The 21,339-nt window shown below is 60.0% G+C and carries 18 protein-coding genes; 15 read left to right on the top strand and 3 right to left on the bottom strand.

What is annotated here, in order from left to right:
* Window positions 1-141 precede the first annotated feature (141 nt).
* A complete protein-coding gene (locus tag DHV10_RS05310) occupies window positions 142-3,474 on the top strand; it encodes an ATP-binding protein (protein ID WP_109485221.1) in 3,333 nt (1,110 codons plus the stop codon).
* Between the two features lie 138 nt (window positions 3,475-3,612).
* Here DHV10_RS05310 and DHV10_RS05305 read toward each other — a convergent pair whose 3' ends face one another.
* Together DHV10_RS05305 and DHV10_RS05300 are read right to left on the bottom strand one after the other, a co-directional pair.
* On the bottom strand, window positions 3,613-4,167 hold the full coding sequence (locus DHV10_RS05305; protein ID WP_109485220.1) for a glutathione peroxidase: 555 nt from the start codon (window positions 4,165-4,167) through the stop codon (window positions 3,613-3,615).
* Window positions 4,168-4,212: 45 nt separating this feature from the next.
* Entirely contained in the window at window positions 4,213-5,247 is a 1,035-nt protein-coding gene (locus DHV10_RS05300; protein WP_109485219.1) for a M20/M25/M40 family metallo-hydrolase, read from the bottom strand.
* A gap of 77 nt (window positions 5,248-5,324) precedes the next feature.
* Here DHV10_RS05300 and DHV10_RS05295 point away from each other — a divergent pair, with 77 nt between their 5' ends.
* From DHV10_RS05295 to DHV10_RS05280, 4 genes are all read left to right on the top strand, one after another.
* Window positions 5,325-5,519 carry a hypothetical protein gene (locus DHV10_RS05295; protein WP_162601212.1) on the top strand — a complete coding sequence of 65 codons (195 nt, stop codon included), beginning with the start codon at window positions 5,325-5,327 and terminating at the stop codon, window positions 5,517-5,519.
* A gap of 68 nt (window positions 5,520-5,587) precedes the next feature.
* Window positions 5,588-6,310, top strand: a complete 723-nt coding sequence (locus tag DHV10_RS05290; RefSeq protein WP_109485217.1) for an alpha/beta hydrolase — start codon at window positions 5,588-5,590, stop codon at window positions 6,308-6,310.
* Window positions 6,307-7,758: a glycerate kinase type-2 family protein gene (locus DHV10_RS05285; protein ID WP_109485216.1), complete on the top strand. Its 1,452-nt coding sequence runs from the start codon at window positions 6,307-6,309 to the stop codon at window positions 7,756-7,758. The genes DHV10_RS05290 and DHV10_RS05285 overlap by 4 nt, the downstream gene beginning before the upstream one ends.
* A 150-nt stretch (window positions 7,759-7,908) precedes the next feature.
* Complete coding sequence (locus tag DHV10_RS05280) at window positions 7,909-8,961, top strand: LacI family DNA-binding transcriptional regulator (RefSeq protein ID WP_239461293.1); 1,053 nt, start codon at window positions 7,909-7,911, stop codon at window positions 8,959-8,961.
* 11 nt (window positions 8,962-8,972) lie between these two features.
* On the opposite strand, the gene DHV10_RS05275 is transcribed toward DHV10_RS05280, so the two are convergent.
* Window positions 8,973-9,971 (bottom strand): mechanosensitive ion channel family protein, encoded by a 999-nt coding sequence (locus tag DHV10_RS05275; protein WP_162601211.1) that lies wholly within the window; start codon window positions 9,969-9,971, stop codon window positions 8,973-8,975.
* Window positions 9,972-10,320: 349 nt separating this feature from the next.
* Between DHV10_RS05275 and DHV10_RS05270 the strand changes: the two genes are divergently transcribed.
* The 10 genes from DHV10_RS05270 (at window position 10,321) to rpoZ (ending at window position 21,224) form a co-directional block, all read left to right on the top strand.
* Entirely contained in the window at window positions 10,321-10,647 is a 327-nt protein-coding gene (locus DHV10_RS05270) for a hypothetical protein (RefSeq protein WP_162601210.1), read from the top strand.
* Between the two features lie 44 nt (window positions 10,648-10,691).
* Window positions 10,692-11,096 (top strand): hypothetical protein, encoded by a 405-nt coding sequence (locus DHV10_RS05265; protein WP_162601209.1) that lies wholly within the window; start codon window positions 10,692-10,694, stop codon window positions 11,094-11,096.
* Window positions 11,097-11,150: 54 nt separating this feature from the next.
* Window positions 11,151-11,618, top strand: a complete 468-nt coding sequence (locus tag DHV10_RS05260) for a hypothetical protein (RefSeq protein ID WP_162601208.1) — start codon at window positions 11,151-11,153, stop codon at window positions 11,616-11,618.
* 20 nt (window positions 11,619-11,638) lie between these two features.
* Complete coding sequence (locus DHV10_RS05255) at window positions 11,639-12,067, top strand: hypothetical protein (protein WP_162601207.1); 429 nt, start codon at window positions 11,639-11,641, stop codon at window positions 12,065-12,067.
* 74 nt (window positions 12,068-12,141) lie between these two features.
* Window positions 12,142-14,343 carry an alpha-ketoacid dehydrogenase subunit alpha/beta gene (locus tag DHV10_RS05250; RefSeq protein WP_109485210.1) on the top strand — a complete coding sequence of 734 codons (2,202 nt, stop codon included), beginning with the start codon at window positions 12,142-12,144 and terminating at the stop codon, window positions 14,341-14,343.
* A 431-nt stretch (window positions 14,344-14,774) separates the two neighbouring features.
* Window positions 14,775-17,216, top strand: coding sequence for an ABC transporter permease (locus DHV10_RS05245; protein ID WP_109485209.1), 2,442 nt, complete (start codon window positions 14,775-14,777; stop codon window positions 17,214-17,216).
* Between the two features lie 128 nt (window positions 17,217-17,344).
* Window positions 17,345-19,249, top strand: coding sequence for an ABC transporter ATP-binding protein (locus DHV10_RS05240; protein ID WP_109485208.1), 1,905 nt, complete (start codon window positions 17,345-17,347; stop codon window positions 19,247-19,249).
* Window position 19,250: 1 nt separating this feature from the next.
* A complete protein-coding gene (locus DHV10_RS05235; RefSeq protein WP_109485207.1) occupies window positions 19,251-20,150 on the top strand; it encodes a YicC/YloC family endoribonuclease in 900 nt (299 codons plus the stop codon).
* Window positions 20,151-20,269: 119 nt separating this feature from the next.
* Window positions 20,270-21,010 (top strand): guanylate kinase, encoded by a 741-nt coding sequence (gmk, locus tag DHV10_RS05230; RefSeq protein ID WP_109485206.1) that lies wholly within the window; start codon window positions 20,270-20,272, stop codon window positions 21,008-21,010.
* Entirely contained in the window at window positions 21,000-21,224 is a 225-nt protein-coding gene (gene rpoZ, locus DHV10_RS05225; protein ID WP_109485205.1) for a DNA-directed RNA polymerase subunit omega, read from the top strand. The genes gmk and rpoZ overlap by 11 nt, the downstream gene beginning before the upstream one ends.
* Window positions 21,225-21,339 lie beyond the last annotated feature (115 nt).

Genomic DNA, 21,339 nt, shown 5'->3' with positions numbered 1-21,339 from the left:
TTGACGTGTGCATCCAAGTGCGATGGTCGCGGCCGGAAAAGCTGGCAAATCGCAGTCTGCTGAGAAACAGGTTTTTACCCAACTGGTTCCCCTGGCCCCAGCTTCCAATTCCTCAGGGGTAAGTAAGCCGGAGATCTACCGATGAACGACGACCCGCTGTGGCGCGGACAAACGGGAACCTTACAGCCGGGCAGGATGAGCGAGTTGATCAGTTCCTACGACTGGTCGAGGACTCCGCTCGGCCACGTTTCGGGTTGGGATGACGGTCTGAAGGCAGCGGTCCGCATTCTCGTCACTTCGCGCTTTCCGATGTGGATGGCGTGGGGTCCGCAGCTTACCTTTCTTTACAACGACGCTTATGCGAGCGTGACGCTCGGCAAAAAACATCCCTGGGCGCTCGGAAAACCTGCCCCTGAAGTCTGGCCTGAAATCTGGCAGGACATCGGCCCACGCGTCGAGCGCGTTATGAGCACAGGAGAAGCATCCTGGGAAGAAACCCTTGGGCTGATCCTGGAGCGCAGTGGATTTCCGGAAGAGACCTATCACACGTTCTCCTACAGCCCACTGGCAGGCTCTGACGGCCGAATCGAGGGCATGCTCTGCGTGGTGATGGAAGATACGCAGCGCGTACGCGGCGAGCGCCAGCTCTCTTCGCTGAGCACGCTCGCGGGCGCGCTCGTAGGCGCCAATCTGAAGAAGGAAGTTTTCGCTGCGATCGAGCAAGGCCTTGCCGCGCAGAAAGACATTCCGTTCGCTCTCGTCTACTGCTTCGAAAGCGAAGGGTCCAATCTCTGCCTTGTGGCCCGAAGCGGAATCGAGAGCGATGATCCGGCTGCACCGAAAGAGATGGACAGTGAATCCGTAGCCGCGCCCTGGCCGGTACATGTGCTTTTCGAGACGAATCGTCCGCTCACTCTCGACCTTCTCGGCGACCGATTCCCAGAGCTTCCTTCAGGTGTCTGGAACAAGCCGCCCCATCAGGCTCGACTCGTGCCAATCTTCCGCCGGGGCCAGGAGAAGCCCGCGGGTGTCTTTATTGCCGCTCTCAACCCGTATCGCCAATTTGACGCGAGCTACGCCGAGTTTCTGGATCTCACCGCGGGACAGATCGCGGCCAGCATCACCAATGCCGAGGCTTACGAAGCAGAGAAGCGCCGCGCTGAAGAACTCGCCGACCTGGATCGCGCCAAGACTGCCTTCTTCAGCAACGTAAGCCACGAGCTGCGCACGCCGCTCACGCTGATTCTGGGGCCAGTTGAAGATGCGCTTTTGAATGAGAAGGCGCCGAGCATTGAGTCGCTGCAGATGCTGCATCGGAACGCGCTGCGGCTGCTGAAGCTTGTAAATGGAGTTCTCGATTTCGTCCGCATCGAAGTGGGACGGATGCAGGCGACCTATCAGCCGACTGATCTGTCGCTGCTGACGGCGCAACTGGCCAGCGTCTTCCGCTCCGCAGTTGAACGGGCTGGACTCACCCTGGTGATTGATTGCCCGCCTCTCCCTGAACCGGTGTACGTGGACCGTGACATGTGGGAGAAGATCGTGCTTAACCTCCTCTCCAATGCGCTGAAGGCGACTTTTGATGGCGAGATTCGCGTGTCGATCTCGGGCGAAGAGAACGGCGCTTTGCTCACGATCCACGACACCGGCACCGGGATCGGTGAGGACGATCTGGCGAATCTGTTCGAGCGCTTCCGGCGGATCGAGGGCGCGCGCCGCCGGAGTCACGAGGGCAGCGGCATCGGCTTAGCTCTTGTACACGAGCTAGTGACCATGCACGGCGGCTCGATTGAAGTTCAAAGCAAGTTGGGCGATGGCACTGAGTTCAAGGTTCATCTGCCTTATGGTTACGAACACCTCAAGCACGGCAACGTGGGTCGTGACAGTTCGAGTCCGCTCGTCCTGCAGGGATCGGCGATTGCGTACGTCCAGGAAGCGTTGGGGTGGCTCCCCGGACAGGATCAGATTCAGAACGAAGTGGCTGGTCCCGCTGCGGATGGGGATCAGCTGGCGGCGAAAACTCGCCCCGTTGTTCTACTGGTGGATGACAACAATGACATGCGCGAGTATGTGCGCACATTGCTCGCCACCCGTTTCGAGGTTGTCTCGGCAGGCAATGGCCGCGCCGCCCTCGATGAGATTCGCCATCGTGCTCCGGACCTTGTGCTGACGGACGTGATGATGCCGGAGATGGACGGCTTCGCTCTGCTCGATGCGGTGCGCAAAGACCCGGCGACGGCTTTCATCCCGGTAATTATGCTGTCGGCCCGCGCGGGTGAAGAAGCGCGGATCGAAGGTGTTGAATCGGGCGCAGACGACTATCTCACCAAGCCTTTCGCGGCGCGCGAACTCATCGCCCGAGTTGACGCGCAGCTGAAAATGGCGCGCATGCGGCGCGAAGCCTCCGATCAGAAGGCCGCGCTGACGCAGGAGATCAATCGCGCCCGCCAATTCGCAGGGGAGGCGCTGGAGCACGTCCCGATTGCGTTCTGCACGATGAGCAGGGACTATCAGATTACCTACATGAACGCGGCGGCGGCCCAGCTCGGGGCGCGTTCCGGCAAGTCCCTGGTCGGCGCATCGTTCTGGGATCTCTATCCGGAGATCATCGGCACGGAGGTTGAGGCCAACGTCCGCCGCGCCATGGAGGACCGAGTTCCCATCGACTTCGAGCAGTTCTTCAGCGGCCCCGAAGGCGAGTCATGGTTCCACTTCAGCGTCCACCCGCAACCGGGCGAGGGCATCATTCTCTATTGCAGCAACACGACGGAAGCGCGCAAGTCCGAACAGGCACTGCGCCGCTCGGAACAACTCGCCGCGGCGGGACGGCTGGCTGCAAGCATCGCCCACGAGATCAACAACCCGCTCGAAGCTGTAACCAATCTGCTCTTTCTCGCCAAGAGTGACGAGGGCCTCTCTGCGAGTTCCAAAGATCTGCTTGAAATCGCTGACAAGGAGTTGCAGCGCCTCTCGCACATCACCGCGCGCAGTCTTAAGTTCTATCGCCAGCGCACCGCACCGGCCGCTATCGCGCTTGAAGAAGTGCTCGACTCCGTCGTCTATTTTCACGATCCCATCATTCGCGTCCGCGGCATCCAGATCGATCGCCGATTCCGGCCCGCGCCTTTGGTGCTCTGCCAGCCGGGGGAGATCCAGCAGGTTTTCACCAATCTCATCTCCAATGCGCTTGATGCCATTCCCGACAAGGGCCGCTTGATTCTCGAGGTCCGCCCATCAACCAGCGGCGGGTCGATCGGCGTGGCTGTGACCATCGCCGATAACGGCTCAGGGATGGACAAACAGATGCTGCAGCGGCTGTTCCATCCGTTCGTGACCACGAAAGGCGAAGCCGGGACCGGGCTTGGTCTGTGGGTGTCGAAGGGGATTCTGGATAAGCATCACGCAACGGTGCGAGTAAGGACCCGCCCCGGCAGGGGCACGGTGTTCCGGATATTCTTTCCGATCGCAAGCTGATATGGCGTGCGCAAATCCGCGGCTAGTCGGGGTTCGTAGGATAGCGGGAAGTTGAAAAGGGAAGCGAAAGCGCCGCTAGCCTGTTTTGATGGTGCGAGGATCCTTCGCTTGCGGCGAAGGATCCTCGCAATCAGGGAACTACTCCTTAGCCAGCTCTTCTTCGATTGCCGCCACGAGTTCCGGAGCATCCGGCAGCGTGTCCGGCGAGAAACGCTTCACGACTTCACCCTTGCGGCTTACGAGGAACTTTTCGAAGTTCCACAGGACTTCAGGATCGGCGTTGGTCTCAATCCCGTATCCCTTCAGCTTCTCGCGAAACGGAACCTCCGATACGCTAATCGCCTTCGGCTGCGCAGATGTCAGCAGCTTGTAGAGCGGGTGCTTGTCATCCCCAGCGACAGAGATCTTGCTGAACAAGGGAAACTTTACGCCGTAGTTTGTTGTGCAGAAGGTCTGGATCTCTTCGTTGGTTCCCGGTTCCTGGCTCTTGAAATTGTTTGCCGGAAAGCCCGCGATCACCAGACCCTGTCCCTTGTACTGCTCGTACAGGTTTTCGAGGCCTTCGTACTGAGGCGTGAGTCCGCACTTCGAAGCGACGTTCACCACCAGCACAACCTTGCCCTTGAACTCAGCGAGCGATGCATCGTCGCCCGAGATCTTCTTTACCGGAACATCGTAGATAGAAGTGCTCATCATCATCTCCTTGGGAAAAGTAGAAAAAAGATTGGATGCCGACCGTCAGGCCAGCAACTGTTTCGCAACGCGCACATACAGATCCACAGCCTCGAGCAGCTCCTTCTTTGCCACGCGCTCATGCGGAGTGTGCGCTACGTGAATCGATCCAGGCCCGAGCAGCAGGGGCTCGCCCCAGTTGGAAAGCTGCGGGATATCGGTCGTGAACTTGGCGATCATTGTTGGCAGACCCTCGACCGCCTTGAGCCGAACGAACGGAATCTCCAGAGTGAAATCTACCTCGGCCAGATTACCGGCTGCATCGATCAAGGCTTTCCTCACAGGCCCTGAATCGCCCACGAGCCGGACCAGAACCTGAGCTTCTGCTTTATCCGCGATCACGTTGGGCGCGTGTCCGCCGTGGACCTGACCGATGTTCAACGTGCTCGGCCCAACGTCCTCCGTGACCGGCAGATCGAGCCGGAGTAACCGCTCCAACACCTCAACCAGCTTGTGCACCGCGCTGTCGCCAAGCTCTGGATACGCTGAATGTGCCATCTTGCCCGCCGACCGGATGACTGCGCGGAGCGCGCCCTTTGACGCAAGGGCCAGGCGGTTGTCCGTCGGCTCTCCGTTGATGAGAAACCTGCTTCCTTTCGGCGACTGATTTGCGACCTTCGCCCCAGCCGAATCGCGCTCCTCACCAGACACAAACAAGAGCCCGACGCGAAGACCGTGCGCACGCAGAGTCTCCGCAGCGGCAACCTGGGTGGCGATGATGCCCTTTGCGTCGCAAACTCCGCGACCGTAGATGAACTCGTCATCCTCGCGAAACGGGATGTAGGGGGGCACGGTGTCCATGTGCGTCGAGAAGACCAGGTCAGGCGACTGCCCCACCGGTCCGGCATACACATTCCACCGCTGCCCTTTGCCCGCGCTCTCCTCCGGCTGCGGAACGGGAGTCTGCTCCACCTCCCAGCCGCGCCCACTCAGGAATGCCGTAAGAAAGTCGCCCACCTGCCCCTCAAAGTAGGTTGTCGACTCGATCTCGCAAAGCTGTTGTGTGAACCGTATCGGATCAATGGGCTCTAGCTCATGCATCGTGCTGCCAGAATATCGCAGCGCGCCGCCTCGTTCCTCTCATTGAATCAGCGCAATGTGCGTTGTATGATCGCGGCGTGAATCGGACGATTCAGCGAATCTTGTACGGCGGGCTGTTCGCTCTCTGGGTTTTCGCGGCAGCGCATGCGGTGCATTACGATGTCACGCATGACGGCCTGAAGCCATCAACAATCATCGTCCTTATCATCACAGGCGGGCTGGCTTTGATCAGATTTGTGCGCGCCTGGGTCGGTGACTTCACTTCGAAGTAAATGCCGGGCTGCCCGCTCTTCCGGAGGGACCACCCGACCGACCAAAGGCGCGTAGAATGAAGCATTGAATGAAGTCCTCCGCAGTTCCCTCTGATCCGGCCGCAGTCACCTACCCCACCACGCTTCGCAGTGTGGATCTCCGCGGTCCCGCAGGCCGGCTTGAAGCTTTGCTCAACGAGGGCGCGCCCGACTCGCATTACGCCGCTCTGGTTTGCCATCCTCATCCGCTTGGGGGTGGTACGCTGCACAACAAAGTCGTGTACCACGCCATGAAAGTTCTCAATGGCGCAGACTTCGGGTTTCGTCTTCCCGTCCTCCGATTCAACTTTCGGGGTACTGGCCTCAGCGAAGGCCATCATGAAGGTCTCGCCGAGTCGGCCGATGTCTCCGCAGCGCTCGACTGGCTCAAATCGGAGTTCAATCTCCCCATCATCGTCGTCGGATTCAGCTTTGGCGCGGCCATGGCCCTTGTTGCCTGTTGCGGGACAACTCCGGCTCCTCGCGCGCAGGTCCACGCTCTCGCCGCGCTCGGACTTCCAACGCAGGGCTTCGGTCACCAGTTTCACTATCCTTTTCTCGCAGACTGCAAAACTCCCAAACTCTTCCTGAGCGGAGACCGCGACTGGTTCGCACCCAAGTCCGACCTCGAACGAGTGGTCGCAACAGCAGCCGATCCCAAAGACCTAGTCTTCATTCCGACGGCTGACCACTCATTCACTGGCCACCTTGAATTGATGCAGCGGTCTCTTGCCTCCTGGCTCGCCTCATCACTGAAGGATGAAGCCCGATGACTCCGGCCAGCGATACCGCGCTCGACTTCCTACACGCCCGGGCGACCAGCTTCTTCACGGAAGCACTGAAGGCCAGCAATATCGAGTCTGCCTTTGACCGTCGCCTTCGTTTTGAAGGCAACACGCTCAAGCGCCTGCTTCCGGACGGGAGCGGTCCGGAGGTGATCAATCTCGCGCAGTACAAGCGGATCTTCGTGATCGCGATCGGCAAGGCCGCGGGTCCCATGCTCGAGGTGCTGCTGGACCGCATGAAACGGCGCAAGGGCCTGCGCGGCATCTGCTGTTCCAAGTACCTTCCGAAAAGGCGCAACTGGCGCATTCGCTACTACGAAGGCGGGCATCCGCTGCCCAACGAAGAATCGTTTGCGGCCGCACGGGAGGCGCTTGGTCTTCTCAAGAAGGCAAAGCGCGACACGCTGGTCTTTTATCTCATTTCGGGTGGCGGTTCGGCGATGTTCGACCTGCCGCTCGATCCGAAGATCACCCTTTCCGATACCGTCGCGTTCCACGAGGCGCTTCTTGGCTGCGGCGCGCCCATCAACGAAATCAACACGCTTCGCAAGCATTTCAGCGCTGTCAAAGGCGGACGACTGGCGATCGCAGCTCCCGATGCGATGAAGGTTTCTCTACTGGTCCCAGACGTCCCTCTTCGCACACTGGATGCGCTCTCCTCTGGTCCATCGTCGCCCGATCACTCCACTGTCGGCGAAGTGCACGAGATCATTGAGAAGTATGGCCTGGCTGAAAAGCTCCCGGCGTCGGTGAACGCGTTCTTCCTGCAAACTGATCTGCCCGAGTCTCCCGGCAACAAGAAGTGGAAGCCTCCGTTCCTCTCCCGTTTCGGGCGCACCGAGCCGAGCCCGCGGCGGTTCACCTCGGCGGCCAGCCTGACCGGCGAGGACGAGGCGTTCCGGGATTCCGTCTACGAGGTGCTCCTCTCCGATCTCGATCTGGTTGAATGCGCCCGTGCACTCGCGCAGCAGGCCGGCTACTTTGTTTCCGTCGACAACTCGTGCGATGACTGGGATTACGCCGATGCCGCTCGGTATTTGCTGGACCGGTTTCACGAGCTGCGGACGCACCATCGCCGTTTCTGTCTGATCTCCGGCGGCGAGGTTACGGTGAAGCTCGATCGTGCGCCCGGCGCGGGCGGTCGCAATCAACAATTTGCTCTGGCGTGCGCTCTCGAACTGGCGCACCATCCTGGCGAGATGCTGACGGTTCTCAGCGCCGGCTCGGATGGAATCGATGGCAACACCCAGAGCGCCGGCGCCATTGCCGATCCCACCACGGTAGCCCGCGCCCGAGCTTTCGGTTTCAATCCCGAAGAAAATCTGCGGACATTCAACGCCTGTCCGCTTTTCACGGCTCTCGGCGACACGATCGTGACAGGCCCGACCGGTCATAACCTCCGCGACCTGCGCCTGCTTATCTCCGATCAGTCCTGAGCAGACAGGAGTGCCAGCGCTCGTTCCTGTGCTCCCAGAAGTTTTCAGGTCCTCCCCTGGGTTGTCCCGTCGTACCGTCGGACCCTGTGTCGTGCAGTTATGATGAAAGTTCCCCTTTCGTTTATTGTTAGACGTACTTAGGATTCCCTCGTGCCCCGGAAAGCTATTCGCAAAGGCGCCGACAAGACTCCCGATATTCGGGCTGTGGCCGCATTGGCCAAAGTTTCCATCGCGACCGTCTCGCGCACGATCAATGGGTCTCCCGTGGTGAGCGAGAAACTGGCGAAGCGCGTCTGGCAGGCTATCGAGCAACTGAACTACTTCCCAAACACTCACGCCCGCACGCTGGTTTCAGGACGGAGCCGGCTGTTCGGCATCATCGTGGAAAACATCACGAACCCGTTCTTCCCCGAATTGATTCAGAGCTTTGAGGAGATCGCCGTGGCCAACGGCTACGAGATTCTCGTCAGCTCCTCGAACAGCGACCCGGCCGTGCTTACCACCTGCGTTCGCCGCATGCTGGAGCGTAAAGTCGATGGGGTTGCGGTTCTGACATTCGGTGAAGAAGAACCGGTGCTCGACCAGCTCTCGTTCCACGACATCCCTGTCGTCCTCGCGGAGTTCAAGCTGTCTGAACCCGCTTCCAGCACCATTCTGCTCGACTACAGCACGGGCATCCGTTCCGCGGTCCACCATCTTGCGACGCTTGGACACAGCAGGATTGCTTTCCTCGCCGGTCCGCACAAGCTGCACTCCGCCATTACGCGTCAAACGGATTTTGAAAACGCGATGCGATTGGAGAGGTTGTCGATCGACAAGAAATGGATCATTGAGTGCGATCACACGCTCAAAGGCGGCGTGATCGGGTTCGGGAAACTGCAGTCCCTCACAGGCCAGCCGACTGCGGTCATCTGCTCCAACGACATGACCGCGATCGGCGTTCTTCGGGCCGCGTACCTTCAGGGCCTACGCGTACCGCAGGACCTCTCGGTTATCGGGCTTGACGATATTGACTTCGCGGAGTTCACGCTGCCTCCGCTCACCACCATCCGACTCTCGCGCGCCGAGCTGGCTCGGGCAGCGTTCGAAGCTCTTCGGCTCCATGCCGAGAACCCGGGTAAGACCGGGTTGCAGCGCGAGTTCCTCGTCTCCACCAACCTCGTCGTACGCGGCTCGACCGCCCCACCGCCGCTGCCCAACTGACCACGAAACGCTCAGGAGCCGGCGAAGGGGTTGGACTCCTGAGGCTTGATGGTGGTGGGGTCGGGTTTCGAGGCGTCGGGGCTGGATCTGGCCGTCGGTGCTTTGGCGTCGTTGAAGCCGGAGTAGACGCGGTAGGGGTCGCCGGGTAGGAGATTGTTCTCCTCGAGCGCGAGGCGGACGCGGCGCTTGAATTCGCGGACCGGGCCGTATTGCTTGGTGGGCTTGGTTTTGAAGACAACCGGGAAGATGAGCTCGGATCCTTTGACGGCGTCGACGCCGAGGACCTGAGGGTCGGCGACGAAAAGGTCGCGGAAGTCGTCGCTGGTGCGGATATCCATCGCGATGGTTTTGAGCAGGTCCATGACTTTGTCGGGGTTGGCCGAGAAGTCGACGCTGATGTTGACGGTGGCGACGGAGAAGTCGACGCTCTGGTTGGCGACGGTGGTGATCTGGGAGTTGGGGATTACGTAGACGGTGCCGTCGCTGCCGTCGCGGAGGATGGTTTTGCGGAGGGTCATGGATTCGACGACGCCGGAGACGCCCGCGATCTTGATGGTGTCGCCCACGTTGAACTGGTCTTCGAGCAGGATGATGATGCCGTTGAGCAGGTCGCGGAAGATGTTCTGGGCAGCAAGGCCGATGGCGACTCCGGCGATGCCTGCGGTGCCGAGCAGAGGGGCGAGGTTGACGCCAATGGCAGCGAGGAACTGCATGGTGACGATGGCGGCGATGATGGTCATACCGGTGGCGCGGATGACGCCAGCCATGGTTCTGACCTGGGAGACACGGATGTGGCCAGCCGCATGCTCCTCGGCGATGCGGACCATGCGGGTGGTGATGAGCGACAGAACGCGGTAGAGGGCGAAGCCGATGAGGGCCGCAATGAGGAGGTGCGGCAGCTTCAGGCGGATGAATTCCTGGGTGTCGCCGATCCACTCGTCGAGGACTTTGCCGAAGAAGCGGCCTTCGGTGCCGATGGCGGACAAGGAGGCCAGAAGAATTGCAGACATACAAACTCCCATATCAAGTATCTATATTGTGCAGAAAAGATGCGGGGCGCGGCCCAGCCCCTGGGACCCCTTCAGGCTGATACTGCTGAATGTTATCGGGCCAAGGCAGATTGGGAATCAATATAGAGCTACATATAGTCGCGGCCGACCAGGTTGGTGGCGATTTCAAGGCGCCCTTATAGATGTTTCTCAACCTGCTGTTGAGGTTGATATGAAGTATCCCCCGCAGGTTCCCCGAGTACATCGAGCTGTCGCGTTTGTAACCAGCATCCCCCCCGTAACCGCCTGTGCCGCAAGGATTGTGACAATCAGTTGTCTATTTCTGGGTATGCTTTGGCTGGGCATTCGAATGTATTCGACCGTCGCGCACGCGTTTTTGAGGCCGGCAGGGGAGAACCTCAGTCCGGTCGTGGAACTGGCGGCTGAAGACGGGCAGATTGTAAGCGCGGTAGGCGACGTGAGGATCAACATCGAGGCGTACAACAAGAAGCGGGAAAAGGACATTGCAGAGGCTAGTGGAAAACTGCTTACATTAGCCATCGCCCTCAGAGCGGAACTGGAGCGTGATCCGAGTGCCGAGGGATCGCCGAACACGGTCCGGAAGGCTAACGAAATCCAGAAACTGGCGCACGATGTGAAAGAAATGATGAAGATCAACATGGTCGGGCCGCGGTAATGCCGGCATCCGACTGTCAGCAGGCGCCTCACGAGGAGGTCTCCATGCGAAGTTTCGAGCTCGAATCCGCGAAACCAAGAAAGCTGAGTGGGAACTGGCTCAGGGGTCTGTGCCTGGCCGCGGCCTTCACTGTGCCGCTGACAGGTTTGGCGCAGGATGGAAAACCGCCGGCTGACAATGCGAAGGCGACCGCTCCGGCCAGTGACCCCAAAGCTTCACAAGCCGACGCGGCGAAAGACGCAAAGCCGGCGAGCGCGGCGCCGAACGATAAGAAGAAGCAGATTGCTGACGAGAGCGCGGAACTGCTGAACATGGCACTGGCCCTGAAGGCTGAGGTGGATAAGACCACGAAGGATACGCTTTCGCTGAATGTGATCAAGAAGGCGGACCAGATTGAGAAGCTGGCGAAATCGGTGAAGGACAAGATGAAACAAAGCTCCGGCAGCTAAGGCTGGAGTAGCAGCGCTGCGATTCGAAAGGTATGCGGTACCCCGGGGGTGAACGTGCGGGATCTGCTGCAATACAAGAAACATCTGCTGCTTGTCAGCCGGCGGGCAGTCCAGAGCCGCATGTCTCTCATCCTCATTGCAGTAGGATTCGCTCTGCTGTCGACGGCAGCGAGCAGGGCGCAGTCTACGGGAGATCCGACTCCCAATGCCTTAGACCTGGGACCGCGCTGCCCGACTTGTCCGATTGTGATCGCGTCCAGGCCTTTGTCGGAGAAAGACAAGGAAGACAGGTCCGCGCATACTTCACAGAAGAAGGACTACAGCATCGCGAATGCCAAGCGGAAGCTCTACATCGACGATGAGACGAACAAGATGCTGATTCTGGCTCGGGATCTGAAGGCGAAGATCGATGGACTGGGCTCGGAGCGGCCTTCGGCCATCATGCTGCGGGAGGCGGCAGTGATTGAGTTTCTGGCAAAGGATATAAAAGAGAAGATGAAGCTGACCGTCAACCCTGATTGATGGCCCAGGGGAGCCGATTAATGCGATCGACGATGGGGTGGGGGAGAGCGGTTGCGGCGGGTACGATCGCGGCAGCAGCATGCCTCGCGTGGGGACAGTTTGTTTCAGGCAGCGGCACGGAAAACCGGATACAGGTCTCTCCAAGGCCCGGATTCGGCGACGGCCCAAATCTCGATCCTTTGTCGGAGTCCAAGCGGATGAAGGCGCTGAATGCGGACCGGCACAAACAGATGGTGTCTGACACGGAGAAGCTGGTGAGGCTGGCGCGGCAACTCGATGCCGAGATCGCATCTAACCCGACGGACGGGTTGACGGCGGAAGAGGTTCAGAAGCTGCAGGCGATCGAGAAGCTGGCACGAAACGTGAAAACCAAGATGGCTCAATCGTTTGGCGGTGGGCCGGAATTCAAGCCGCCGCTGATTGACACCCGGGGGCCCGGCGCGCAGTAAGTTGCTACAATCATCTTTGGATAGAGATATATAGAGGGACGAGCGAAAAAGATCCCAATCCTGGAGTGAGACAAATGGGACTTGCGGTTTCCAGCGCTCATGCGCCCGTGGGGATTGACGCCTCAGGCCGGCTGAGCTCACAAGAGCTGATCCAGATCTATCGGCTGATGTATCTGTCCCGTCGGATCGATGACCGCGAGATTCTTCTCAAGCGACAACAGAAGACGTTCTTCCAGATCTCGGCCGCTGGGCATGAAGCTTTCCAGGTGGCGGCGGGGCTCGCTCTCAGGCCTGGGTATGACTGGTTTTTCCCGTATTACAGAGACAGAGGATTGACGCTGACGCTGGGTGTGTCGCCCACGGATATGTTTCTGCAGGCGGTGGGCGCGGGAAGTGATCCGGCGAGCGGCGGGCGGCAGATGCCGACGCATTGGAGCAGCCGGGAACTGAACATTGTGAGTACGTCGTCCTCTACGGCGACACAGATTCTGCATGCCGTGGGATGCGCGGAGGCAGGGCAGTACTTCACGCGACATCCCGAGGCTGCGGCCCGGGTGGAAGGCGACTACAGAGCGTATCGGGACGTGACCTTTCACGGCGATGAGGTTGTGCTCGCGTGCATCGGAGAAGGCTCAACGTCGCAGGGCGAGTTCTGGGAGGCGTTGAATACGGCTTCGAACCGCAAGCTGCCGGTGATCTTCATGGTGGAGGACAACGGCTACGCGATCAGCGTTCCAGTGGAGGTGAATACTCCGGGCGGAAACATCTCGCGGCTGGTGGCGAACTTCCCGAATTTCCATTTTGAAGAGGTGGATGGGACAGATCCGGAGCAGAGCCTGCGGGCGTTTCAGCGCGCTGCGGAGCATTGCAGGGCGGGGCTGGGGCCGGCGTTCGTGCATGGGCACTGCATACGGGTGTATTCGCACTCGCTATCGGATGATGACAAGCTGTACCGGTCGGCAGCGGAGCGGGAAGCGGATGCATTGCGCGATCCGATCCACAAGATGCATGTGCGGCTGCTGAGTGAGAATGTCCTCACTACGGAGCAGATCAACGCGCTGGAGAAGGAACTGGAGCGCGAGGCGGCAGAGGCTGCAGAGCGAGCGCTTGAGGCTCCGCTGCCGGAGATTGCCGGCATCGAGAAGCACGTGTATTCGGAGGATCTTGATCCGAGGCGTGCGGAGTTTGCGACGGAGACGGCGCAAGCGGCCGGCGCGAAGAACGGCAAGTCGGCGAGCGGTAAGGGCGCTGCTCCGAAGACCATGGCGGACCTGATCAATGCGTGCCTGCACGATGAGATGGCGCGCGATCCGCGGATTGTGGTGTACGGCGAAGATGTTGCGGATGCAAGCCGGGAAGAAGCTTTGTCTGAAGTGAAGGGCAAAGGCGGCGTCTTCAAGCTGACGTCGGGATTGCAGACGGAGTTCGGGTCGGAGCGGGTGTATAACTCTCCGCTGGCTGAGGCGAACATTGTGGGGCGTGCAGTGGGACTGGCTGTGCGCGGGATGAAGCCGGTGGTGGAGATCCAGTTTTTCGATTACATCTGGCCAGCCGTGCACCAGATTCACAATGAGCTGGCGCTGATGCGGTGGAGATCAAATGGGGCGTGGGCTGCGCCGGCGGTGATTCGCGTGCCGATTGGCGGGTACCTGACGGGAGGGGCGATCTATCACTCGCAGTCGGGGGAGAGCATCTTCACGCACATTCCGGGACTGCGTGTGGCGTTTCCATCGAACGCACTGGATGCGAACGGGTTGCTGCGAACGGCGATTCGCTGCGATGATCCGGTGCTGTTTCTGGAGCACAAGCGGCTCTATCGCGAGTCGTACGGAAGAGCGCCGTATCCGGGACCGGACTTTGCGATTCCGTTTGGGAAGGCGAAGATCGTGCGGCCCGGCGAGCACATGACGCTGGTGACGTACGGGGCGCTGGTGCCGCGGGCGTTGCAGGCGGCGGAGAAGGCGAGCCGGGAGAAGGGCATCGAGGTTGAGGTGATCGACCTGCGCACGCTGAGCCCGTATGACTGGGAAGCGATTGCGACCTCGGTGCGCAAGACCAGCCGCGTGATCGTGGCGCACGAAGACATGCTGAGCTGGGGTTATGGGGCGGAGATTGCGGCCCGGATTGCCGATGAGCTATTCGACGATCTGGATGCGCCAGTGAAGCGGATCGGCGCGATGGATACGTTTGTGGCGTATCAGCCGGTGCTGGAGGATGTGATTCTGCCGCAGCCGGACACGGTGCTGAAGGCGATTGTGGAGCTGCACGGGTATTGAGAGGAAGCTACGAGCTTTTAGCTTTTAGCTTCGGATCTGCGCGTTAGGCCTTGCTCCCTCCTTTGACGCAAATTGTGCGCCAAAAATCGGGCATCCATATTCTTGCTCCCATGTCTCCAAAATCGGAAGACCTTCGGCAGGCTCAGGGCAAGCCATGGGGCACCCGCCGTTTCCGCGCTGCCATCCCGGCTCCCGGGATGAAGAGTTCGCGAGGGGAAGTGTCTTTCAGAAGAAGCGTGCGTCAGGGGCTGAAGCCCGAGGTCTTTGTTGGCCTCAGGCGGCACGACTGAAGTCGTGCCCTGACGCTTGTCGCTCACGCGGAGGCTGCGGCACTACTGCACGACAGAAGAGCCTACACGCCGGTCGTCACAGGTTTGTAGGTGCGGGGCTGGGGTGGAGCATATGATCTCCTCACCGGTTCGGGAGGGGTGATGGATCTGATCGTGCAGGATCTGCGCTATGCGTTTCGGGTGCTTCGCAAAAACGTCGGAATGACCTTGGTGATTCTGGCTTCGCTGGGAATCGGGATCGGGGCAAACTCGGCGATCTTCAGCGTGGTGAATGCGCTGCTGCTGCGACCGCTGCCGTATCCGCATCCGGACAGGCTTGCGGCGATCTGGCTGCACTCGCCGGGGATTGGGATTCTGCGGGACTGGCCGTCGCCGGGTCAGTATGTCGATCTTCAAAATCAGAATCACTCGTTTGACGAGATGGCGATTGCGCAGAGCCGCACGTGGATTCTGACGGGAGGGCAACAGCCGGAGCGGGTGGATGTGCTGAGCACGCAGTCGACTTTGTTGTCGATGCTGGGCGCGAAGCCGTTGCTGGGGCGGACGCTGTTGCCGGAAGAGGACAAGCCGGGAAGGCCGGGCGTCGCGGTTCTGAGCTATGGAGCGTGGCAGCGGCTGTTCAACGGGGACCGGAACATTGTGGGGAAGGCCATCACGATGAATGGGAAGACATTCACGGTGGTGGGTGTGCTGGAGCGGCGCTTCATGCTCAACGCTGAAGTGATGCCGGCGGAAGGGCCGATGGACAAATTGGATATCATCACGCCTTTGCCGCTGGGTCCGGATGCAGCGCAGAGGCGAGGTGATGAGAACTACAACATCGTGGCGCGATTGAAGCCGGGCGTAAGCATGGAGCAGGCGCAGGCGGACGTGAACGTGATCGCCAATGGAATCCGCATCAAGGACAAGCGGGACACCAGCTATGGCATGGACGTGATCGGGCTGCAGAAGCAGGTGGTGGGCGATGTGCGCAGGTCGCTGCTGGTGCTGCTGGGGAGTGTGGGGCTGGTGTTGCTGATTGCGTGCGCGAATGTGGCGAACCTTCTGCTGGCGAGAGCGGCGGGACGCGAGAAGGAAGTGGCGATCCGTACGGCTCTGGGAGCAGGGTGGCAGCGGATCGCGCGGCAGCTGCTGACGGAAAGCATCCTGCTTGGATTGCTGGGTGGAGCAGCGGGGCTGGTCGTGGCGCGGTTGAGCCTGTGGGTGGTGAGGACGATGAACCCGGGGAATATTCCAAGGCTGGATGAGATTGGGATCGACGGTTCGGTGCTGCTGTTTACTTTTGGCGTGGCGCTGACGACGGGAGTGCTATTTGGGCTGGCGCCGGTGTGGCGCGCGATCAAGCTCGATCCGAACTCGTCGTTGAAGGCGGGCGGCAGGAGCGGGCAGGCGGACAGCGGACTCTATCTGAAGCGGCATCGGCTGCGCGCATTGCTGGTGGTTTCAGAGTTGGCGATTTCGCTGGTTCTGCTGATTGGGGCGGGGTTGCTGATGCGCAGCTTTATCCGCTTGCAGAGCGTGCCGCCGGGGTTTGTTGCGGACAACGTGATGAGCATGCAGGTGGTGGTGAGCGATCCGAAGTATAAAGACAACAAGCTGACGGCCAGCTTCTGGCGAGAAGTGGAGACTCGGATTGCGCATTTGCCGGGCGTAGTGAGCGAGGGGGCTAGTTCGGCGTTGCCGCTTACCGGGATGGTGGGCTGGGGAGGAATCCAGGTAGAAGGCTATAATCCGCCGCCGGGGCAGGAACTGCAGGTGGACCAGCGGGACGCAAGCGCAAACTATTTCCGGACAATGCAAATTCCCCTGATCTCGGGCCGCTACTTCGGCGACCAGGACAACGGTGATTCGGCGCAGGTCGCGATCATTGATGAGAAGTTTGCGCAGCGCTTCTGGCCGCATGGGGATGCGGTGGGAAAACATCTTTGGCACGATCCCAAAAAGCCGATCACGATCGTGGGAGTGGTCGGCGTAGTGAAACAGTATGGACTCGATACCGATGGAAAGATTGCGATGTACTATCCGTCGGGACAAGATTTCGGGCGGGGAACCTACCTGGTGGCGCGTTCGGCCGTGCAGAATGCGGGCCTTGCGAGCGCGATGACGAACGAAATTCATGCAGTGGACCCGACGGCGGTTGTGTACGGGGTAAGGAGCATGCAGGACCGCGTGTATGAGTCGCTAGCGCGGCAGCGGTTTGCGAGCACGATGCTGGGGGCGTTTGCGATCTTTGCTTTGCTGCTGGCGGCTGTGGGGCTGTATGGCGTGATGTCGTTCCTGGTTACGCAGAGCACTCGCGACATCGGCATCCTGGTTGCGCTGGGCGCGAAACGGGAGAACATCCTGCGCCTTGTGGTGCGACAGGGAATGGTGCTGACGCTGGTGGGCATCGGGGCCGGGTTGGTGGGTGCGCTGGTACTGACGCGAGCGATCGCGGCGATGTTGTTCAGTGTGAGTGCGACGGATGCGGTGACGTTTGTGACGGTGCCGGTGGTGCTGGCGGCTGTTGCGTTCTGCGCGCTGGCGATTCCGGCGTGGCGGGCGAGCAACGTGGATCCGATCGTGGCGCTGCGACAAGAGTAGACGCCGGACTGGCGGGGTAGCGCGGGAACCGAGGGCCGCCGGAAGCAGCGGGCCGGCTGCGCTTTTCGCGGATACAATGTGTAGATGGGTTCCCATCCCGAAGATTGCCGGCGGGCGGTTCGAGCCGCATGAGGAGTTTTTTCCGCCTTATCCGCTACGGCATACCCTATTCGTTTCAATGGGTGGCGGGCGTTTTGCTGCTCGCGGCTGTGGGGGCTCTGGACACGTTTAGGGTGCTGCTGTTGCAGCCGGTGTTCGACCAGGTTTTTCGCCCGGATGCGCCTGAGGGGCCAGTCACCCTGGGGCTGCCGCACAGCAAGTGGCACTTCGATCTGCGCGCGCTGTTTCCGCATTCCTTTCATATTCACAACGATTACAACGTGGTGGCGATCGCGATCGTGGTGGCTACGGTCGGCAAAGGGCTGTGCGACTATCTCGGCACGTACCTGGTGAACTATGCCGGGTTCGGGATGATCACCGATCTGCGGAACCATCTGTATGAGGCTACGCTTCGCAGGTCTTCGAGTTTCTTTCATAAGCACGCGACGGGAACCATTCTTTCGACGCTGATCAACGATGTGGATCGCGTGCAGCTTGCGATGAGCTCGGTCATCGGCGAGTTTCTGCAGCAGTTCTTCACGTTTGTGGTGGGAATTGTTTTTGTGATCCGGCTTGGAGGGCATCTTAGCTGGGCGCTGGTGCTCTTTATTCCGGTGGTGATCACGTCGGCGCGGAAGATCGGGCGGGAAGTGAGGACGCGCACGAGGACGGGTCAGGACAAACTGGCGGAGATTCAGAACATTCTGCACGAGACGGTGACGGGCAACCGGATTGTGAAGGCATTCAACACGGAGATCTGGGAGATCCTGCGATTCAAGCGCGCATCGAAAAGGCTCTTCCGGGCGAACCTGCGCAACGTGCGGATTCAGTCGATCAGTTCGCCGCTGATGGACACGATTGGCGCGGTTGCGATTGCGCTGTTCCTGTTTATTGGGCGGAATGAAATTCAGCACGGACGCATGACGATGGGGTTGTTCGCGGCGTTCATCTTTCTGCTGTTCAAGCTGTACGATCCGGTGCGGAAGTTCGCGTACTTCTACAACGCGTTTCAGCAGGCGATGGGCGCGTCGCTCTCGATCTTCGGGTTTTTCGATGCGAAGGACGATGTGAAGGAGCGGCCCCACGCGGCAGCGTTGCCGCACTTTACGAAGTCGATCAAGTTTGACAATGTGGGCTTCGCGTATTCGACGGAGAAGGGCGAGAGCCAGATTCTGCACAATGTAGATCTGGATGTGTACGCAGGCGAGCTGTTGGCGCTGGTAGGACCGAGCGGGGCGGGGAAGTCGACGCTGGTGAATTTGATTCCGCGGTTCTTTGACGTGACGTCGGGACGGATTCTGATCGATGGGCAGGATATTCGCGAGGTGACGCTGGGGTCGCTGCGGCGGCAGGTGGCGCAGGTGACGCAGGAGACGATCCTGTTCAACGATACGGTGCGGAACAACATCGCGTACGGGCAGCCGGATGTGAAGAACGATCTGGTGGAGCAAGCAGCGAAGGCGGCGCTGGCGCATGAGTTCATCATGAAGATGCCGCAGGGGTATGCGACGGTAATTGGCGAGAAGGGATTCCGGCTGTCGGGCGGCGAGAAGCAGCGGCTGGCGATTGCACGGGCGATCTTGAAGGATGCGCCGATACTGATTCTGGACGAGGCGACTTCGGCGCTGGATGCGGAGAGCGAGTCGCTGGTGCAGGCGGCGCTTTCGAACCTGATGCAGGGGCGAACGACGCTGGTGATTGCGCACAGGCTTGGGACGATTCGAAGAGCGAACCGAATTGCTGTGCTGGAAGGCGGAAGGATTACAGCGATCGGTCCGCATGAGGAGTTGCTGACGACTTCGCCGACGTATCAGCGGCTGTATCAACTGCAGTTCATGGATGTGCCCGAGCAGGAGGATTCGCTGGAGAACGAACAGCGGGCTCTCGAAAAGCTGTTGCAGCCAACGCTCTGGGCAGAGGCAGAGGGACAGTAAGATGCCTATCTATTCGATGACGGGATTTGCGCGTACGCAGGTGCGCGTGCACGACCAGCTTGCGTACACGTTGAGCGTGAAGAGTGTTAACCATCGGTTTCTCGATATCCAGCTGCGATTGCCGGCGGGGCTGGATGCTCTGGAGATGGAGCTGCGGCGCGTTCTGAAGGAGAGCCTGGTGCGCGGGCACGTGGAGCTGACGTTGTCAGTGGATCGGACGACGCAGCAGAGGGCGGGCTATAACCGCGAGATTGTGGCGGGGTACATCGATTCTTTCCGACAGGCGCGGGCGGAGTTCAGGCTGAAGGGCGATCCGGATCTGAATGCTGTGTTGCGGATGCCAGGGGCGCTGCAAACCGAGAGCCGCGGGAACAGCGAGGAAGACGTGGCGGCGCTGACGGCAAGCGCGCTGAGCGCGGTGGGACCTCTGCTTGAAGAATTGAAGGTGATGCGCGGGCGCGAGGGAGAGTCGCTGGAGCAGATTTTGCGCGCGTGCCTGGATCGGCTTACGGCAACGGTGAAGGGAGTTGCAGCGCTGCGGCCCGAGGTGGAGCAGCGATACCAGGAGCGGTTGACGCAGAGGCTTACGGCGGCGACGGGGAATGAGTTTAACCGGCAAAGGATGCTGGAAGAGGTAGCGGTGCTGGTGGATCGCAGCGATATCTCGGAAGAGATCGAGCGGATGCATACGCACATCGGGCATTTTCGCGAGGTGCTGACGACGGGCGGCGAGGTGGGGAAGAAGCTGGACTTTCTGCTGCAGGAGATGAACCGCGAGGCCAATACACTGCTGTCGAAGACGGGCGGCGTTGGTGGGAAGGGAACGAAGATTACGGAGCTTGGGCTGGCGATGAAGGCGGATATCGAGAAGGCGCGGGAGCAGGTGCAGAATGCGGAATAAGGACAGTTGTCAGTTGCCAGTTCTCAGTTTTCAGTTGGGATGATTCCGTAGCGGGTGGTCTGGGAAAACGTAGAGACCTTTAGCAAGTAAAAAGATTCGATTTGGGGGAAGACAGGTACGTGGCAGGGATATTGTTCATTATTTCGGCGCCGTCGGGTTCGGGGAAGAGCACGCTTGTCAGCGAGCTTCGCAAGCAGGTGAAGGATGTTGATTTTTCGATTTCGTGGACGACACGGCCGCCACGGGGGTCGGAGGAGAACGGGCGCGAGTACTATTTCACGACTCGCGACGAGTTCGAGCGGATGATCAGCGAAGGCAAGTTCCTGGAACATGCGGAGGTTTTTGGGAACTACTACGGAACGGCGCGGCATTCGCTTGAGGACGCTCGGAAAGAGGGGCATGATCTGCTGCTGGATATCGATGTACAGGGTGCTGCGCAGGTTCGGTCGACAATGCCGGAGGCTGTGAGCATCTTTGTGCTGCCGCCGACGCCGAAGGTGCTGCGGACGCGGTTGCGGAATCGCAGCCGTGCGGAAGGCGTTGTGAATGAGGCGGAAGTGTACAGGCGGCTCTCGGAGGCGGCCAAGGAAATTGAGAATTACCGCAATTACAGCTATATCTTGATCAACGACATCCTGGACAGGGCAGTAGCGCAACTTGAGGCAATCGTGCTTGCTGAGCGATACTATCGCAACGCTGAGCCTATTGCGTACCGGAGCAGCAGGGTGTTGGAGGTGGCAGCCGGCTGCAGGCTGTCGAACTCGCGGGATCGGCTGAAACCGGTGCTGGAGGCCTTTGGGATTGAAGGCGGCAACGGGCAACAACAACTTCCCTTTGGAGATGACAACGATGACGATTGAGACCAGTTTCGATTCGAACTATCGTAAGGTACTTGTTGCCGCACGCCGGGCCCGTCAGATCCAGAGTGGGGCTGCTGCGCTGGTACCGAGCCGCTCGACGAAAGCCTGCCGGATCGCGCAGGAAGAAGTGGATGCAGGCAAGATCTCTTACGTCAAGAAGGATCAGCCGGTGGTGAAGCCGCTGGTGGCGGAGAACGGGATTCCGATCCTCTAGGAACTGGCACTCGCAAGTAGTTCAAACGAAAACTGAGCTCTTTCTGTCTCTTGCGAATAGGTGCCAGTTTTCCTCGTCTTGTTGTTACGAAGGTTGCGCGAACGCCGCGACTGAT

This window comes from Occallatibacter savannae, from assembly GCF_003131205.1.
Taxonomy (GTDB): domain Bacteria; phylum Acidobacteriota; class Terriglobia; order Terriglobales; family Acidobacteriaceae; genus Telmatobacter; species Telmatobacter savannae.
The sequence above is the reverse complement of the archived record's forward strand: the minus strand, read 5'-3'. Positions and strand labels throughout refer to the sequence as shown.

What these genes read in the sequence shown, in the direction of transcription:
- DHV10_RS05235 (WP_109485207.1), top strand. Translation starts at nt 19,251, where the DNA reads ATGCCTATCTATTCGATGACGGGATTTGCGCGTACGCAGGTGCGCGTG.
- DHV10_RS05285 (WP_109485216.1), top strand. Translation starts at nt 6,307, where the DNA reads ATGACTCCGGCCAGCGATACCGCGCTCGACTTCCTACACGCCCGGGCG.
- DHV10_RS05275 (WP_162601211.1), bottom strand. Translation starts at nt 9,971, where the DNA reads ATGTCTGCAATTCTTCTGGCCTCCTTGTCCGCCATCGGCACCGAAGGC.
- DHV10_RS05250 (WP_109485210.1), top strand. Translation starts at nt 12,142, where the DNA reads ATGGGACTTGCGGTTTCCAGCGCTCATGCGCCCGTGGGGATTGACGCC.
- DHV10_RS05240 (WP_109485208.1), top strand. Translation starts at nt 17,345, where the DNA reads ATGAGGAGTTTTTTCCGCCTTATCCGCTACGGCATACCCTATTCGTTT.
- rpoZ (WP_109485205.1), top strand. Translation starts at nt 21,000, where the DNA reads ATGACGATTGAGACCAGTTTCGATTCGAACTATCGTAAGGTACTTGTT.
- DHV10_RS05270 (WP_162601210.1), top strand. Translation starts at nt 10,321, where the DNA reads ATGTATTCGACCGTCGCGCACGCGTTTTTGAGGCCGGCAGGGGAGAAC.
- DHV10_RS05305 (WP_109485220.1), bottom strand. Translation starts at nt 4,167, where the DNA reads ATGAGCACTTCTATCTACGATGTTCCGGTAAAGAAGATCTCGGGCGAC.
- DHV10_RS05300 (WP_109485219.1), bottom strand. Translation starts at nt 5,247, where the DNA reads ATGCATGAGCTAGAGCCCATTGATCCGATACGGTTCACACAACAGCTT.
- DHV10_RS05255 (WP_162601207.1), top strand. Translation starts at nt 11,639, where the DNA reads ATGCGATCGACGATGGGGTGGGGGAGAGCGGTTGCGGCGGGTACGATC.
- DHV10_RS05245 (WP_109485209.1), top strand. Translation starts at nt 14,775, where the DNA reads ATGGATCTGATCGTGCAGGATCTGCGCTATGCGTTTCGGGTGCTTCGC.
- DHV10_RS05265 (WP_162601209.1), top strand. Translation starts at nt 10,692, where the DNA reads ATGCGAAGTTTCGAGCTCGAATCCGCGAAACCAAGAAAGCTGAGTGGG.
- DHV10_RS05310 (WP_109485221.1), top strand. Translation starts at nt 142, where the DNA reads ATGAACGACGACCCGCTGTGGCGCGGACAAACGGGAACCTTACAGCCG.
- DHV10_RS05290 (WP_109485217.1), top strand. Translation starts at nt 5,588, where the DNA reads ATGAAGTCCTCCGCAGTTCCCTCTGATCCGGCCGCAGTCACCTACCCC.